The organism is Streptococcus australis (assembly GCF_901543175.1).
Classification (GTDB): domain Bacteria; phylum Bacillota; class Bacilli; order Lactobacillales; family Streptococcaceae; genus Streptococcus; species Streptococcus australis_A.
On sequence record NZ_LR594040.1, the window covers coordinates 299,053 to 317,166 of the forward strand.

At 37.1% G+C, this 18,114-nt stretch carries 10 protein-coding genes; all 10 read left to right on the plus strand.

Going from position 1 to position 18,114, the window contains the following annotated elements:
- Nucleotide 1 precedes the first annotated feature (1 nt).
- A complete protein-coding gene (locus tag FGK98_RS01660; RefSeq protein ID WP_138099758.1) occupies nt 2-1,180 on the plus strand; it encodes a polymerase in 1,179 nt (392 codons plus the stop codon).
- 136 nt (nt 1,181-1,316) lie between these two features.
- Entirely contained in the window at nt 1,317-2,117 is an 801-nt protein-coding gene (locus FGK98_RS01665; RefSeq protein WP_138099759.1) for a LicD family protein, read from the plus strand.
- Nucleotides 2,118-2,132: 15 nt separating this feature from the next.
- A complete protein-coding gene (locus tag FGK98_RS01670) occupies nt 2,133-3,236 on the plus strand; it encodes a glycosyltransferase family 4 protein (RefSeq protein ID WP_138099760.1) in 1,104 nt (367 codons plus the stop codon).
- Nucleotides 3,229-4,245, plus strand: a complete 1,017-nt coding sequence (locus tag FGK98_RS01675) for a glycosyltransferase family 2 protein (RefSeq protein ID WP_138099761.1) — start codon at nt 3,229-3,231, stop codon at nt 4,243-4,245. The genes FGK98_RS01670 and FGK98_RS01675 overlap by 8 nt, the downstream gene beginning before the upstream one ends.
- Nucleotides 4,246-4,349: 104 nt before the next feature.
- Nucleotides 4,350-5,765, plus strand: a complete 1,416-nt coding sequence (locus tag FGK98_RS01680; RefSeq protein ID WP_138099762.1) for a flippase — start codon at nt 4,350-4,352, stop codon at nt 5,763-5,765.
- Between the two features lies 1 nt (nt 5,766).
- On the plus strand, nt 5,767-6,765 hold the full coding sequence (locus FGK98_RS01685; RefSeq protein ID WP_138099763.1) for an acyltransferase: 999 nt from the start codon (nt 5,767-5,769) through the stop codon (nt 6,763-6,765).
- A 14-nt stretch (nt 6,766-6,779) separates the two neighbouring features.
- Nucleotides 6,780-7,889, plus strand: coding sequence for a UDP-galactopyranose mutase (gene glf, locus FGK98_RS01690; protein WP_138099764.1), 1,110 nt, complete (start codon nt 6,780-6,782; stop codon nt 7,887-7,889).
- Nucleotides 7,876-8,904 (plus strand): acyltransferase family protein, encoded by a 1,029-nt coding sequence (locus FGK98_RS01695; protein WP_138099765.1) that lies wholly within the window; start codon nt 7,876-7,878, stop codon nt 8,902-8,904. The genes glf and FGK98_RS01695 overlap by 14 nt, the downstream gene beginning before the upstream one ends.
- 176 nt (nt 8,905-9,080) lie before the next feature.
- The gene (locus tag FGK98_RS01700; RefSeq protein WP_138099766.1) at nt 9,081-11,063 is read left to right on the plus strand and encodes a peptide ABC transporter substrate-binding protein; all 1,983 of its coding nucleotides are present in this window, start codon (nt 9,081-9,083) and stop codon (nt 11,061-11,063) included.
- Between the two features lie 342 nt (nt 11,064-11,405).
- Nucleotides 11,406-17,948 carry a SpGH101 family endo-alpha-N-acetylgalactosaminidase gene (locus FGK98_RS01710; RefSeq protein ID WP_138099768.1) on the plus strand — a complete coding sequence of 2,181 codons (6,543 nt, stop codon included), beginning with the start codon at nt 11,406-11,408 and terminating at the stop codon, nt 17,946-17,948.
- Nucleotides 17,949-18,114: the final 166 nt, after the last annotated feature.

Genomic DNA, 18,114 nt, shown 5'->3' on the forward strand with positions numbered 1-18,114 from the left:
AATGAAATTAATAGTAAAAATAAAGTATTTGCCAGAAATTTTAGCTCTTGTTGCGTTAGGGATATTTTTAATTATTTCAATATTAAGTGTGACTTTTTATGCTCAATATTTACCTAAAGAAGTTTATAAAATAGTGGTAGCTACTTTACTCTTTCTTTTGTTTACAAAAGAGTCATTTAAAAGAAAGTATGATTACAAAACACTCATTGGATTATTTGCTACAATTTTACTTTACTTTATTATAGGGGAAATGGGCACTATCAATTCTAATATCGCAGTAGGTATATTGTTTATTTATGCTTTACGTGATATTCCGTTTAAAAATGTAGCGAAAATTGCTTTAGTGACAAGTGTATGCTTGTTATTGTTTGTTATAATAAGTGCTAAATTGGGAGTTATACCTAATTATTTAGAGATTTCTGGGAGAGTCCGTAACTATTTGGGCTTTAGATATGCTTTATTTCCGTCGGCTCTGCTAATGAATGTAGTTGCTATTGTATTTTATTTAAAGCAAAATAGAATCTATTATTGGCAGTTGTTCTTGCTAGCTTTATCTGTTTATTGGGTATATGAACAGACTGATTCTCGTTTGACATTTTATAGTTCCTGTATACTGTTGATTTGCAATTTATTAATAAAGTGGTTTCCTGATCTTTTCTCTAAATTAGGACGTATGTTTAGTATTTTTAAATTTACCTTTATTGTAAATGCACTAGTGAGTTTTTGGATTTCATTTACTTATCTCAATTCAACTAATGTTTTTGTTAATAATTTTCTTTATGAATTAAACTACATGTTAGGTAATCGTATATATTTGACGAATAAATCTCTGCAGCTATATGGCTTTGGTTTGTTTGGCCGACAAGTTGAATGGACTGGGAATGGTCTCACTACAGAGGGAGTAAAAATTTATCAGACGTATCTATATGTGGATAATTTGTATATGCAAATTTTACAAAAATACGGTTTGCTAATCCTAGTATTGATGATTATACTGTTAACCTTAACTTTGTTTAAAGTTATTAAGAGACGTCAATGGGTTCTTACTTTTATTTTGATATTGATGAGTTTCCATTCAATAATTGATGATTTGAATTTGTACCTTCAGTACAATATATTTTGGATTTTGATAGGAAGTTTAATATATTCTGATTATCAATCTTCCAGCGAAAGAGATTAAATGTTAGAGAATGATTCGTTTGAAAAAATAATATAATGGGAAATTAAGTAGTATTAGTCAGCTACAGATTTAAGAGAATACTGAACAGGAGTACTATTATATATCGAATTGTATCGTTTTTACAGAGGAGAAAAGTATGTCGGATATCAAAATTATTCAAAACAAGATTCTGTCTATCTTGAAAGAATTTATTAATATTTGTGAAGAAAATAATTTGACCTACTATGCTCTAGGGGGAACATTGCTTGGAGCAGTACGTCACAAAGGATTTATCCCTTGGGATGATGATATTGATATTGGCATGCCGAGGGAAGATTATGAAAAGTTTAAAAAAGTAGCTCCACGTTTATTACCAAGCTATTTAAAGATAGTCAATAATCCTCTAAATCTCGATATAACTCAATTGGTCGATAAAAATGTGATTGTTAAATTTGCAAATTTGGAAAGCAATGTCTTTATCGATATTTTTCCTCTAGATGGTTATCCAGAAAAGGGGAGTTTTGCAGCTAAATTACATAGTTCTAGAGTGTTGTTTCAAAGAATGCTTTGTAAAATATCAGTTTTGGACCAGCTTGAAGACAAAGATCGCGGAACCGTAGAGAATCTTATAGTTAAAATATCTAAAACGCTAAGAATCCAAAAGCTACTTCCAAAAGATGTCTTAGTAAAGAGTCTGCATAAACTTATTCAGAAATATGATTTTAAAACTTCTCGTTACGTTGGGAATGTTCTAGGTAGATATAGGGAGAGGGAAATAGTTCCGAGAGAGTATTTTAAAGAACCTGTTTCTCTTATTTTTGATGATACGATGATAAACTGTCCGACAAAGTACAAGGAATATTTAAGCGAAATCTACGGTGATTACATGAAATTACCACCAGTAGAAGATAGAGTAGCACATAATATAGAACTTATATCAGTAGGCGGTGCAGAGTGAAGGGTAGGATAAAAATTGTCAAAAAAAATATGTATTGTGAAATGGAGTATTGATAGAACGGATGGAGGCCTGAAAGTAGCAACCAGCCTTTCGAATGAACTATCAGAAATGTATGAAGTGCATTTACTATCCATGATTTCCACAGAAACAAATTTTTTTCCAGTAAAAGATTCAGTTAAATATAGAAATTTATCACATAAAAAAATTTCTATGGGTAAGAATTTTCTTTCCGCTGTTATGTTACTAAGGAGTTATTTGACAGAGCAAGGTATCGATATTGTTTTTGGTATCGGAATGAGTATGAATACAGTAGGTGTAGTAAGTACTCTTGGTTTAAAAACAAAATTTATTTCTTGTGACCACACAAACTCAATAGTTGATATTGATACTAAAGTTAAGAAGTTCCAAAGATATGTTGGGGCAAAATTTGCAAATAAGATTATTACTCTCACGCAAGAAGATCGTAGAAATTACATAAAACAATACGGTATTTCTGAGACAAAGACTGCTTATATTTATAATTGGAAAGAAGATGATCTATCTAATGTGACTTATAACGATGAGTCAACTAAGATTGTAACAGTTGGTCGTTTTGATTATCAAAAAGGATATGATTATCTTGTTCAAGTCGCGAAAAAAGTGTTAGCTAAAAGGTCTGAATGGACTTGGGAAATCTACGGTTCTGGCAATCAAGATGAAGTAGACAAAATCCGGGAACTAATCAAGGAAAACGATTTGCAGGATAAATTGTTCATTAAAGGACTAGAAAAAAATCAGGATCTAATATATGGGGATAAAGGGATTTACGTCATGACTTCTCGTTACGAGGGTTTACCCTTGGTATTGTTAGAAGCTCAGCAATACAATCTTCCTATTGTTAGTTTCAGTTGTCCGACAGGACCTAATGAGATTGTTGAAGATAGGGTTAATGGTTATCTGATCGATTGTTATGATGTAGAAGAGATGTCTAATAGATTATTAGAACTAATGAATGGTAAGGAGCTAAGAAATCGTTTTTCATCTCATGCCAAAGATAACATGGAAAAATTTAATAAAGACCGAATTATACATCAGTGGATAGATTTGATAGAAGAAGTATCAGGGGGAAAAAATGTCTAACAAAATACTGACGATTACTGTGCCAACCTATAATATTGAAAACTATATTGGTAAATGTATAGAATCATTTAAAGCTGTAAATCCTGACTATTACAGTGATTTTGAAGTGTTAATCATTAATGATGGAAGTACTGATAATTCTGTACAAGTTGTTGAGAATTTAATGGAAGGCAGCAATTTAGATTTAAGAATTATCACAAAAGAAAATGGAGGCCATGGCTCAACAATTAATCGTGGGATTAAAGAAGCAAATGGAAAATATTTTAAAGTCATTGATGGGGATGATTGGATCAATGTTCCAGAATTTGAAAGCTTATTGGATAAATTAAGAGAGATTAACACTGATTTAGTTATTTCTGACTATACAGAGCAGCATGTATATAATAATAGTACGGTGCTTAAGGAGTTCTCTTCTTATCTGTTCCCAAATCAAGAGACGAGAGGTATCCCTACTAAGTGGACACCTATGCATGCTCTGGTCTATAAAACAAGTATCTTGAAGGATAATGCTATTACGATTAGTGAAAATACATTTTATGTCGACCAAGAGTATACAATGCTCCCACTTCAATTTGTAGAAAATTACATTTATTATAAGTTGGATATTTATCAGTACTTCTTGGGTAGAGCTGATCAGAGTATGAATATTGCTGTGATGAAAAAGAGAGCCGATCACCATGAGAGAGTAACTAAAAGAATCTTAGACTTATATAAAGAAATCCATGTAAAAAATACGGAATTAGAGAAGGTTGTCAGTGACTCTTTGCAGTATCTGGTTAATATGCAAAACATGTTGTATGTTATGAATAATGAGCTTGAAAAAGTATATAACCTGTTTTCGTATGCAGAAAAAAATGGTTTCAAATTCAAATTTGAAACGGATACAAAGACTTCTAATTTACTTTACATCAATTATAAAACAAAGTATCTTTTTAACATTGTTATTAAAAATCTAGTTAAAAGAAAAGCAAATAGTCTAGAAAAAGAATTTCAAGAGAAGGGATTTTGATGAAATATGCCAGGGAGCGAAATAAAGCATCAATTTCTTCTGAGGAAATTCATGGATGAATTAAATATAACGTTTCAGACTGTGTTCAAGAGGAGAGTGCAGGTATGAAAGTACTAAAAAACTACGCCTACAATCTTTCTTATCAATTGTTGGTAATTATACTTCCGATTATTACGACTCCCTATGTGACACGGGTCTTTTCTTCGAATGATCTAGGGACATATGGTTATTTTAACTCCATCGTTACTTATTTTATCCTCTTAGCAACGCTAGGGGTTGCTAACTATGGGACCAAGGTCATTTCAGGGCATCGCAAGGAAATTGAAAAAAACTTTTGGGGAATCTACTCTCTGCAATTAGGTGCAACAGTCCTTTCTCTAACCTTGTATGGTCTTCTTTGTCTAACTCTTCCCTTTATGCAAAATCCAGTAGCCTACATTCTAGGCTTGGCTTTGGTTTCTAAAGGATTAGATATATCCTGGCTTTTTCAAGGGCTAGAGGATTTTCGAAAGATTACTGTTCGAAATATCACAGTCAAACTCGTTGGTGTAATCTCTATCTTCCTCTTTGTCAAATCTGCGGATGACCTGTACCTCTATGTCTTTTTGCTAACCATATTTGAACTCTTGGGGCAGCTAAGTATGTGGTTGCCTGCTCGTGAGTTTATTGGTAGACCTCATTTTGATTTAGAATATGCTAAGCATCATTTGAAACCCGTTATATTATTGTTTCTTCCTCAAGTAGCTATTTCTTTGTATGTTACCTTAGATCGTACCATGCTAGGAGCCCTAGCTTCTACAAATGATGTAGGGATCTATGATCAGGCGCTTAAATTGGTGAATATTCTATTAACCTTGGTAACATCATTAGGAAGTGTTATGTTGCCTCGAGTAGCTAACTTATTGGCAACAGGAGATCATAGAGCAGTCAATAAGATGCATGAGATGGCTTTCTTGATTTATAATTTAGTTATTTTTCCTATTATATCCGGAATGTTAATTGTCAATGATGATTTTGTTCAATTTTTCCTTGGGCAAGACTTTCAAGATGCACGTTATGCAATTGCCATTATGATTTTCCGCATGTTCTTTATCGGTTGGACCAATATTATGGGAATTCAAATTTTGATTCCACACAGTAAAAATAAGGAATTTATGGTTTCAACAACAGCTCCCGCAATTATCAGTGTAGGTTTGAACCTGCTATTCCTTCCTAAACTTGGTTATATCGGAGCAGCTATTGTCTCTGTTTTAACAGAAGCGCTAGTATGGGCAATTCAATTGTTCTTTACTCGTAAATACTTAAAGGAAGTTTCAATCATTGGATCTATGACAAAAATTATTCTAGCATCAGCTATCATGTATGGTATTTTGCTTGGCTCAAAAACATTTATACAGTTTTCACCAACCATAAATGTTTTAGTGTTTGTGGTGCTTGGTGGAATCATTTACCTTTTTTTGATTCTATCTCTGAAAGTGGTAGATGTGACAGAATTAAAACAAATGATTAGGAAAAATTAGAATGCGCAAATATCGAAATATTAATTTAGATCTATTAAAAGTACTTGCATGTGTTGGAGTTGTTCTACTTCATACAACGATGGGTGGGTTTAAAGAGACAGGTTCATGGAATCTTTTGACATATTTATATTACTTAGGAACCTATTCTATCCCTCTATTTTTTATGGTCAATGGTTATTTATTGTTAGGAAAGAGAGAGATTACCTATTCTTACATACTGCAGAAAGTAAAATGGATTCTAATAACAGTGTCGTCATGGACCTTTATCGTCTGGCTGTTTAAAAGAGACTTTACAGAGAACTTAATTAAAAAAATTGTAGGTTCTTTAATACAAAAAGGTTATTTTTTTCAGTTTTGGTTTTTCGGAGCCTTAATGATCATTTATATATGTTTGCCGATTTTGAAAAAAATTCTAAATTCAAAAAGAAGTTATTTATACAGTATATCTTTATTGGTAGTTATTGGTCTGATTTTTGAGTTGACCAATATTGTACTTGAAATGCCAATTCAAACATATGTTCTACAAACCTTTAGATTATGGACTTGGCTTTTCTATTATCTTTTAGGTGGTTTTATAGCTCACTTTGATATAGATATTATCAAAAATAGGTTTAAGAGATGGATGAAAGTAGTTGTAGTACTTTTATTCTTGATTTCGCCTTTAATATTATTTTTCATAGCGAAGACTGCATACCATAATCTTTTTGCTGAATATTTTTATGATATTTTATTTGTAAAAGTTGTAAGCTTGGGAATTTTTCTAACTATACTCACGCTTACTTTAAATGAAAAACGGAGCGGATGTATCGTTTCCCTTTCTAATCAAACTATGGGAGTTTTTATAATACACACATATATTATGAAGGTATGGGAAAAACTATTTGGTTTTGGTTTCGTAGGATCATATTTACTTTTTGCTATATTTACTTTAAGTGTTAGTTTTATTATTGTTGGAATGTTAATGAAAATTCCTTATTTCAATCGAATCGTTAAATTATAAATAGGAGATTTAATATGTACGACTATTTAATCGTTGGAGCTGGTTTGTCTGGAGCTATTTTTGCTCACGAAGCTACAAAATGTGGAAAAAAAGTAAAAGTGATTGATAAACGCGATCACATTGGAGGGAACATCTACTGTGAAAATGTAGAAGGTATCAATGTCCATAAATATGGTGCCCATATCTTCCATACGTCTAATAAAAAAGTTTGGGATTATGTCAATCAATTCGCTGAATTTAACAACTATATCAACTCACCTGTCGCAAACTACAAAGGAAGTCTTTATAATCTTCCTTTCAATATGAATACCTTCTATGCTATGTGGGGCACAAAAACTCCACAAGAAGTGAAGAATAAGATTGCTGAGCAAACGGCTCATATGAAGGATGTTGAGCCGAAAAATCTGGAAGAACAAGCTATCAAGTTGATTGGTCCGGATATCTATGAAAAGTTGATCAAGGGCTATACTGAAAAGCAGTGGGGGCGCTCAGCAACGGAACTTCCTCCATTTATCATTAAACGCCTTCCAGTTCGTCTAACATTTGATAATAACTATTTTAACGACCGTTACCAAGGAATTCCTATTGGTGGTTATAATGTGATTATCGAAAATATGCTTAAAGACGTTGAAGTTGAGCTTGGTGTTGATTTCTTTGCTCACCGTGAAGAGTTGGAAGCATCTGCTAACAAAGTTGTCTTTACAGGAATGATCGACCAATATTTTGACTACAAACACGGAGAGTTAGAATACCGTAGCCTTCGTTTTGAACATGAAACCTTAGACGAGGAAAATTATCAAGGAAATGCTGTAGTGAACTATACAGAGCGTGAGATTCCTTATACTCGTATCATCGAACACAAGCATTTCGAATATGGAACGCAACCAAAGACAGTTATCACGCGTGAATATCCGGCTGATTGGAAACGTGGGGATGAGCCCTACTATCCGATCAACGATGAGAAAAATAATGCTATGTTTGCTAAGTATCAAGAGGAAGCAGCGCAGAATGATAAAGTTATCTTTTGTGGGCGCTTAGCAGATTATAAATATTACGATATGCATGTGGTGATTGAACGAGCGCTTGAAGTTGTGGAGAAAGAGTTAGGATATGACAAAAAGTAGAATCAATTGGATAGATTTTGGAAAAGGCTTTTCCATATTTTTAGTCTTAGTAGGACATGTGTTGCTTGGACTGTATCAATCGGAAAAATTTCTCACAGCAAACAACATACTATCATTGTTGGTAGCACAAGTCTACATATTTCATATACCAGTATTTTTTGCCTTATCAGGATACTTTTTCAAACCCATATCTGATTTGAAAGAGTTCTGGCAATATGCTAAAAAGAAGACAATTGTTTTTGGTCTGCCATATATTTTCTATTCGATCATTCACTTTGGTCTTCAAAAAGTTGCAGGGGCATCTGTTCGTGTTCCTACAACCATATCTGATTTGCTAAATATCTATAAAGATCCTCTTGGGGTTTCGTGGTATTTATATATACTCTGGTCGATTTTGATAATCTATGGATTAGTATCTATTTTTATCAAAAATCGTAGAATTTTACTTTTGATAAGTATTTTTGCTTATTGTTTAACCCTATTTGTTCAAACAGATATTTATATTATTCAGAGAACGCTGGTTTGGGGGATTTGCTTCTTTCTTGGTAGTGTGTTGAGTGAAATTTATTTTAATAAAATTAATTTGAAAAAATTTCTTTTTTTCTTTGTGCTATTTGATTTTATTTATATGTTCGCTTGGTTCTTGTTTTATGAAGTAGGGTCTAAGAAGGATTATGTAAGCTATAGTAACCCAGGTTTGTGGGGGATTGCTTTTATTGTCTGTGTATTAGCTGCTTTTGTGATTTTTCCTAAAATGGAGAAAAATTTTCCTAAAACTTTCCTATATTTCACTAAATACGGGAAAGATAGTTTAGGTATCTATATTCTTCATGCACCAATTTGTAGCATGATTCGGATTCTAATGTTGAAAGTGGGAATAAACTCAGTTTTTCTTCACGTTGTTGTTGGGATTGTCTTAGGCTGGTATTTATCCATACTAGCAACTTATATATTGAAAAAAATTCCATTTTTGAATATTGTTTTATTACCACAGAAGTATATTAAATTAAAATAAATTATTTTGGCTTTATAATGTGGCTCTTTGCCAGCTAACATCTGGAGAGGACAATCACTGTCTTCTCCTTTTTGTTTTTTCAGAATATACCAAATTAACACAAAAATTCTGAAAATTCTGTTGACATCTTTTTGAAAAGAGTCTATAATGGAGAGAAAGTTTTAAAGGAGAAAATGATGAAAAGTTCAAAACTATTTGCCCTTGCGGGCGTGACATTATTTGCGGCGACTACTTTAGCTGCATGTTCTGGATCAGGTTCGAGCGCTAAAGGAGAGAAGACATTCTCATACATTTATGAAACAGACCCTGATAACCTGAACTATTTGACAACTGGTAAGGCTGCGACAGCAGATATTACCAGTAACGTGGTTGATGGTTTGCTAGAAAATGATCGCTACGGGAACTTTGTGCCGTCTATGGCTGAGGATTGGTCTGTATCCAAGGATGGATTGACTTACACTTATACTATCCGTAAGGATGCAAAATGGTATACTTCTGAAGGTGAAGAATACGCGGCAGTCAAAGCTCAAGACTTTGTAACAGGACTTAAATATGCTGCTGATAAAAAATCTGATGGTCTTTATTTAGTTCAAGAATCAATCAAAGGATTGGACGCCTATGTAAAAGGGGAAATCAAAGATTTCTCACAAGTAGGAATTAAGGCTCTGGATGATCAGACAGTTCAGTACACTTTGAACAAACCAGAAAGCTTCTGGAATTCTAAGACAACAATGGGGGTAATGGCTCCAGTTAACGAAGAGTTTTTGAACTCTAAAGGGGATGATTTTGCCAAAGGGACAGATCCTAGTAGTATTCTCTATAATGGACCATTCTTACTCAAATCAATTGTAGCCAAATCTTCTGTTGAATTTGCGAAAAATCCTAACTACTGGGATAAGGACAATGTCCATATCGATAAGGTTAAATTATCATTCTGGGATGGTCAAGATACCAACAAACCAGCTGAAGCCTTCAAGGATGGAAGCTTTACTATGGCACGTCTCTTCCCAACAAGCGCTAGCTACCCAGAGATTGAGAAATCATTTAAAGATAACATCGTTTATACTCAACAGGATTCGACTACTTATTTAGTAGGTACGAATATTGATCGCCAGTCTTATAAGTATACTTCTAAGACAACGGATGAAGAAAAAACATCAACCAAGAAAGCTCTTCTAAACAAAGATTTCCGTCAAGCTCTTGCTTTTGGTTTTGATAGAACTGCCTATGCCTCCCAAGTAAACGGTGCAAGTGGTGCGACTAAACTGCTTCGTAACTTGTTTGTCCCACCTACATTTGTGCAAGCAGATGGCAAAAACTTTGGTGAGTTGGTCAAAGAAAAATTGGTGACTTATGGAGACGAGTGGAAGGATGTAAATTTAGCTGATGCCCAAGATGGACTCTATAACGCAGATAAGGCCAAAGCAGAATTCGCCAAGGCTAAGACAGCTCTTCAAGCAGAAGGTGTGAAATTCCCAATCCACTTGGATATGCCTGTGGACCAAACAAATACAACAAAAGTTCAACGTGTGCAATCTTTGAAACAGTCACTTGAAGCAACTTTGGGAACAGATAATGTAGTTGTGGATATCCAACAACTTCAAAAAGATGATGTATTGAACATCACTTACTTTGCCGAGACTGCTGCTGGTGAGGACTGGGATATCTCAGATAACGTTGGTTGGTCTCCAGACTTTGCGGACCCATCTACCTACCTTGATATCATCAAGCCATCTGTCGGAGAAAATACGAAGACTTACCTAGGATTTGACTCTGGAACCAATAATGCTGCGGCTAAGCAGGTTGGTTTGGAAGATTACGAGAAAATGGTTGTCGAAGCAGGAGAAGAAGTTTCTAATATCTCAAAACGTTATGAAAAATATGCTGCTGCCCAAGCTTGGTTGACCGACAGTGCCTTGCTCATCCCAACAACTTCTAAAACTGGTCGTCCAATGTTGTCTAAGATGGTGCCATTTACTCTTCCGTTTGCTTACTCAGGTAACAAGGGTACGAGCGAAGCCCTCTTGTATAAATACCTAGATTTACAAGATAAGCCAGTAACAACAGAAGAATATCAAAAAGCCCAAGAAAAATGGTTGAAAGAAAAAGAAGAGTCTAATAAAAAGGCCCAAGAAGATCTCGCAAAACATGTGAAATAACTGTTGCAAAATATAAGAAAGGATTTAGTATTTCTCTTGAATGCTGAATCCTTTTTTACATTTGTAAAGAAAGATTCTAGATGTACTGATCCCCAAAAGTTAGATTTTTTTCTGTCTAACTTTTGGGGTACAGTTCAAAATTTGGAGCCTCTTTTTGTCAGAATAGAGAAAATTTTCCTTAATTTTACTTGTTTCCTATTGCTTTCTTAGCTATTATTTGTTATATTAAAAGCACAATTATTTTTTATTTATCATGGTTAAGCATTGCACTTTCAGAGGAAGGAGTATTTTTTAAAAAAGAAATGTAAACGCTTACTCAAAAATGAAAGGATTTAGGAATTTATGAATAAAGGATTATTTGAAAAACGTTGTAAATATAGCATTCGAAAATTTTCATTAGGTGTTGCTTCTGTTATGATTGGAGCTGCATTCTTTGGGACAAGTCCGGTTCTTGCAGATAGCGTGCAGTCTGGCTCCACAGCGAATTTACCAGCGGATTTAGCTACTGCTCTTGCAACAGCAAAAGAGAATGATGGGCATGATTTTGAAGCGCCTAAGGTGGGAGAAGACCAAGGGTCTCCAGAAGTTACAGATGGACCTAAGACAGAAGAAGAACTATTAGCACTTGAAAAAGAAAAATCATCTGGTTCAGATAAGTTACCAGAAGGCTTAGAGGGCAAATTAGATAAGGCTGAAGATAAAGGGAAAGAAGTTGACAAGGATCAATTAGCTAAGGATACTGAGAATCTCGTTCCAGAAGATGTAGCTAAAACAAAGAATGGTGAATTAAACTACGGAGCAACTGTCAAAATCAAGACACCATCAGGTGAAGGTAGTGGGATTGTCATTGGCGAAAATCTTGTTTTAACTGTTTCACATAACTTTATAAAAGACGTTCCAGATGGGAATAATCGCAAGGTCGTTGACAATGATAATGGTGAAGGGGATATCTACAGTATTTCCTATCCAGGACTACCAGATGTTAAATTTAGTAAAAAAGACATTATTCACTGGGATCGTGAAGGTTTCCTAAAAGGCTACAAGAATGATTTGGCTCTTGTTCGATTGCGAACAGTTCTGGAAAATGCTCCAGCAGAAGTGACTGAAAAACCTGCAGTGAAAAAGGTTGGAGATAAATTGCATGTCTTTGGCTACCCAACTGGAAAATTATCACCAGTCCTCAATACAACTGTTGAATTAGTCGAATCCTACGGTGAGGGCGTAAAAGGGATCGGTTATCAAGGTAGCCATCCAGGTGCTAGCGGTGGTGGTATCTTTGATACAGAAGGAAAACTCGTCGGTGTTCATCAAAATGGAGTTGTTGGCCAACGTAGTGGTGGTATTCTCTTCTCACCTGCTCAATTGAAATGGATCCAAGATCACATGAAGGGAATTTCAAGTGTCAAACCAGCAGACTTGGAAGAGAAAGAAAAACCAGCTGAAGACAAACCAAAAGAGGACAAACCAGCTGCTAAACCTGAAACACCTGAAAAAGTGACAGCTGAATGGCAAACGGTAGAGAAAAAAGAACAACAGGGAACAGTCACTATCCGAGAAGAAAAAGGTGTCCGCTACAACCAACTATCCTCAACTGCACAGAACGACAATGGCGATAAACCAGCCTTGTTTGAAAAACAAGGATTGACCGTTGATGCTAATGGAAATGCGACTGTTGATCTAACCTTCAAAGATGATTCTGAAAAGGGCAAATCACGCTTTGGTGTCTTCTTGAAATTTAAAGACACCAAGAACAATGTTTTTGTTGGTTATGACAAGGACGGCTGGTTCTGGGAGTATAAATCTCCAACCGATAGCACCTGGTATAAGGGCAACCGTGTAGCAGCACCAGAATCAGGTTCTGTAAACCGTCTTTCTATCACTCTCAAGTCAGATGGTCAGCTCAATGCAACGAATAATGATGTGAAGCTCTTTGATACAGTAACTCTACCAGCTGCGGTCAATGACCATCTTAAAAATGAGAAGAAAATTCTTCTCAAGGCGGGCTCCTATGGTGATGAGCGAACAGTTGTTAGTGTTAAGACGGATAACCAAGAGGGGGTAAAAACAGAGGATACCCCTGCTGAAAAAGAAACAGGTCCTGAAGTTGATGATAGCAAGGTGACTTATGACACTATTCAGTCTAAGGTCCTCAAAGCAGTGATTGACCAAGCCTTCCCACGTATTAAAGAATACAGTTTGAACGGGCATACCTTGCCAGGACAAGTCCAACAATTCAATAAAGTATTTATCAACAAACACGAAGTCACACCTGAAGTTACCTACAAAAAAATCAATGAGACAACAGCAGAGTACTTGATGAAGCTTCGCGATGATGCTAATCTTATCAATGCGGAAATGACAGTTCGTTTGCAAGTTGTGGACAATCAGTTGCACTTTGATGTGACCAAGATTGTCAACCATAATCAAGTCACTCCAGGTCAAAAGATTGATGATGAAAGAAAACTGCTTTCTTCTATTAGTTTCCTTGGCAATGCTTTGGTATCTGTTTCAAGTGACCAAGCTGGTGCTAAGTTTGATGGGGCAACCATGTCAAACAATACCCATGTCAGCGGGGATGATCATATTGATGTAACCAATCCAATGAAGGATTTGGCTAAGGGTTACATGTATGGATTTGTTTCTACAGATAAGCTTGCTGCAGGGGTCTGGAGCAACTCTCAAAACAGCTACGGTGGTGGTTCTTATGACTGGACTCGCTTAACAGCTTACAAAGAAACAGTCGGAAATGCCAACTATGTAGGAATTCATAGTTCTGAATGGCAATGGGAAAAAGCTTATAAGGGCATTGTCTTCCCAGAATACACCAAGGAACTTCCAAGTGCTAAAGTTGTTATCACTGAAGATGCCAATGCGGATAACAAAGTCGATTGGCAGGATGGAGCCATTGCTTATCGTAGCATCATGAACAACCCTCAAGGTTGGGAAAAAGTCAAGGATATCACAGCTTATCGTATCGCGATGAACTTTGGTTCTCAAGCACAAAACCCATTCCTCATGACTCTAGATGGTATCAAGAAGATTAATCTCCATACAGATGGTCTTGGACAAGGTGTTCTCCTTAAAGGATATGGTAGTGAGGGACATGACTCTGGTCATTTGAACTATGCTGATATTGGTAAACGTATCGGTGGTGTCGAAGATTTCAAGACCCTGATTGAGAAGGCTAAGAAGTACGGAGCTTATCTTGGTATTCACGTTAACGCTTCTGAAACCTATCCAGAGTCTAAATACTTCAATGAAAAAATTCTTCGCAAGAATCCAGATGGTAGCTATAGTTATGGTTGGAACTGGCTAGACCAAGGTATCAACATTGATGCAGCTTATGACTTGGCTCATGGTCGTTTGGCACGTTGGGAAGATTTGAAGAATAAACTTGGTGAAGGTCTCGACTTTATCTATGTGGACGTTTGGGGAAATGGCCAATCAGGTGACAACGGTGCCTGGGCTACTCACGTTCTCGCTAAAGAGATTAACAAACAAGGCTGGCGCTTTGCGATTGAGTGGGGCCATGGTGGTGAGTACGACTCTACCTTCCATCACTGGGCAGCTGACTTGACCTACGGTGGCTACACCAATAAAGGTATCAACAGTGCCATCACGCGCTTTATCCGTAACCACCAAAAAGATGCTTGGGTAGGGGACTACAGAAGTTACGGAGGTGCTGCAGACTACCCACTTCTAGGTGGCTATAGCATGAAGGACTTTGAAGGATGGCAAGGACGAAGCGACTACAATGGCTATGTAACCAACTTGTTTACCCATGATGTCATGACTAAGTACTTCCAACACTTCACTGTAAGTAAATGGGAAAATGGTACGCCAGTAACCATGACCGATAATGGTAGTACCTATAAATGGACTCCAGAAATGCGAGTGGAATTGGTAGATGCTGACAAGAATAAAGTGGTTGTGACTCGTAAGTCAAATGATGTCAATAGCCCACAATACCGTGAACGTACAGTAACTCTCAACGGACGTGTGATCCAAGATGGTTCAGCTTACTTGACTCCTTGGAACTGGGATGCGAATGGTAAGAAACTTCCTACTGATAAGGAAAAAATGTACTACTTCAATACGCAGGCTGGTGCAACAACTTGGACCCTTCCGAGCGATTGGGCAAAGAGCAAGGTTTACCTTTACAAGCTAACTGACCAAGGTAAGACAGAAGAGCAGGAACTCACTGTAACAGATGGTAAGATTAGCCTAGACCTTCTAGCTAATCAACCATACGTACTTTACCGTTCGAAACAAAGCAATCCTGAAATGTCATGGAGCGAAGGCATGCACATCTATGACCAAGGATTTAATAGCGGAACCTTGAAGCATTGGAATATTTCGGGCGATGCTTCTAAGGCAGAAATTGTCAAGTCTCAAGGGGCAAACGATATGCTTCGTATTCAAGGAAACAAAGAAAAAGTTAGTCTCACTCAGAAATTAACTGGTTTGAAACCAAATACCAAGTATGCCGTTTATGTAGGTGTCGATAATCGTAGTAATGCCAAGGCGAGCATCACTGTAAACACTGGTGAAAAAGAAGTGACTACTTATACCAATAAGTCTCTCGCTCTCAACTATGTTAAGGCCTACGCTCACAATACACGTCGTGACAATGCGACAGTTGACAATACAAGTTACTTCCAAAACATGTACGCTTTCTTTACAACTGGATCTGACGTATCAAATGTTACTCTTACTTTGAGTCGCGAAGCTGGTGATGAAGCAACTTACTTTGATGAAATTCGTACCTTTGAAAATAATTCAAGCATGTACGGAGAAAACCATGATACAGGTAAAGGCACCTTCAAACAAGACTTTGAAAATGTTGCTCAGGGTATCTTCCCATTCGTAGTGGGCGGTGTCGAAGGTGTTGAAGACAACCGCACTCACTTGTCTGAAAAGCATGATCCATATACACAGCGTGGTTGGAACGGCAAGAAAGTTGATGATGTTATCGATGGAAATTGGTCACTCAAGACCAATGGACTGGTTAGCCGTCGTAACTTGGTTTACCAAACTATCCCACAAAACTTCCGCTTTGAAGCTGGTAAGACCTACCGTGTAACCTTTGAATACGAAGCAGGTTCTGACAATACCTACGCCTTTGTAGTTGGTAAGGGAGAATTCCAATCTGGCAGCCGTGGTACGAAAGCAAGCAACTTGGAAATGCATGAGTTGCCAAATACCTGGACGGATTCTAAGAAAGCCAAGAGGGCAACCTTCCTCGTGACAGGTGCAGAAACAGGCGATACTTGGGTAGGTATCTATTCAACTGGAAATGCAAGCAATACTCGTGGTGATTCTGGTGGAAATGCCAACTTCCGTGGTTATAACGACTTCATGATGGACAATCTTCAAATCGAAGAAATTACCCTAACAGGTAAGATGTTGACAGAAAATGCTCTGAAGAACTACTTGCCAACTGTAGCCATGACTAACTACACCAAAGAGTCTATGGATGCTTTGAAGGAGGCGGTCTTTAACCTTAGTCAGGCCGATGATGATATCAGTGTTGAAGAAGCACGTGCAGAGATTGCCAAGATTGAAGCTTTGAAGAATGCTTTGGTTCAAAAGAAAACAGCCTTGGTAGCAGAAGACTTTGAAAGTTTGGATGCGCCTGCTCAAGCTGGTGAAGGCTTGGAAAATGCCTTTGATGGTAATGCATCTAGCCTATGGCATACATCTTGGGATGGAGGAGATGTAGGCAAGCCTGCAACTATGGTCTTGAAAGAGCCTACTGAAATTACAGGACTTCGTTATGTACCACGTGGTTCAGGTTCAAACGGTAACTTGAGAGATGTGAAACTGGTTGTAACAGATGAGTCTGGCAAGGAGCACACTTTTACTGCAACGGACTGGCCTGATAACAATAAGCCAAAAGACATTAACTTTGGTAAGACAATCAAGGCTAAGAAAATCGTCCTTACGGGAACAAAGACTTACGGAGACGGTGGAGATAAATACCAATCTGCAGCGGAACTCATCTTTACCCGTCCACAGGTAGCAGAGACACCGCTTGACTTGTCAGGATATGAAGCAGCTTTAGCTAAGGCTCAAAAATTGACAGACAAAGAAAATCAAGAGGAAGTGGCTGGAGTTCAGGCGAGCATGAAATATGCGACGGATAACCATCTCTTGACGGAAAGAATGGTGAAATACTTTGCAGATTATCTCAATCAATTAAAAGATTCTGCTACGAAACCAGACGCTCCAACAAGTAGCAAGGGTGAAGAACAACCACCAGTTTTTGCTGTACCTGAGTTCAAAGGTGGCGTCAATGCAGCAGAAGCAGCTGTACATGAAGTCCTTGAGTTCAAGGGCGGAGTTAATGCGGTTGAAGCAGCTGTACATGAAGTCCCTGAGTTCAAGGGCGGAGTTAATGAGGTTGAAGCAGCTGTACATGAAGTCCCTAAGTTCATGGGAGGCGTCAATGCAGTAGAAGCAGCTGTACATGAAGTCCCTGAGTTCAAGGGCGGCGTTAATGCGGTTGAAGCAGCTGTACATGACCTACCTGAGTTCATGGGAGGAGTCAATGCAGTTGAAGCCTTGGTACACGAATTGCCAGAATACACTGGTGGTGTTAATGGAGTTGAGCCAGCCCTACATGAAAAATCAGAGTACACAGGCCCACTAGGTACAGCAGGTGATGAACCAGCACCAACTGTTGAGAAACCAGAGTATAAGTTGACACCAGCTCCACTAGCTGATACAAAGACATCAGAAATCAAAGATACTCTGAAAAATGAAGAAAGCAAAAAGACACTCCCAGAAACAGGAGAAGACCAGTCTGATACAGCCCTCTTCCTAGCAGGAATCAGCCTAGCATTGTCAGCAGCCCTCTATGCCGCTAAAAGTAAAAAAGAATAGATATTCTATTCTATACTATACTTACCTTGTTTGGATAAATGACTCGAACTCTATAGAAATCAGAGTCGGAAAATGAATCAAACACCCGGAGAGGACCTCTTGGTTCTCTCCTTTTTAAAAGGAGAAATGATAACGCTTACTAGTATAAGCGTATGAAAGGAAATAG

Coding starts and splice junctions, on each gene's coding strand:
- FGK98_RS01660 (WP_138099758.1), top strand. CDS start 2: ATGAAATTAATAGTAAAAATAAAGTATTTGCCAGAAATTTTAGCTCTT.
- FGK98_RS01665 (WP_138099759.1), top strand. CDS start 1,317: ATGTCGGATATCAAAATTATTCAAAACAAGATTCTGTCTATCTTGAAA.
- FGK98_RS01675 (WP_138099761.1), top strand. CDS start 3,229: ATGTCTAACAAAATACTGACGATTACTGTGCCAACCTATAATATTGAA.
- FGK98_RS01680 (WP_138099762.1), top strand. CDS start 4,350: ATGAAAGTACTAAAAAACTACGCCTACAATCTTTCTTATCAATTGTTG.
- FGK98_RS01685 (WP_138099763.1), top strand. CDS start 5,767: ATGCGCAAATATCGAAATATTAATTTAGATCTATTAAAAGTACTTGCA.
- glf (WP_138099764.1), top strand. CDS start 6,780: ATGTACGACTATTTAATCGTTGGAGCTGGTTTGTCTGGAGCTATTTTT.
- FGK98_RS01695 (WP_138099765.1), top strand. CDS start 7,876: ATGACAAAAAGTAGAATCAATTGGATAGATTTTGGAAAAGGCTTTTCC.
- FGK98_RS01700 (WP_138099766.1), top strand. CDS start 9,081: ATGAAAAGTTCAAAACTATTTGCCCTTGCGGGCGTGACATTATTTGCG.
- FGK98_RS01710 (WP_138099768.1), top strand. CDS start 11,406: ATGAATAAAGGATTATTTGAAAAACGTTGTAAATATAGCATTCGAAAA.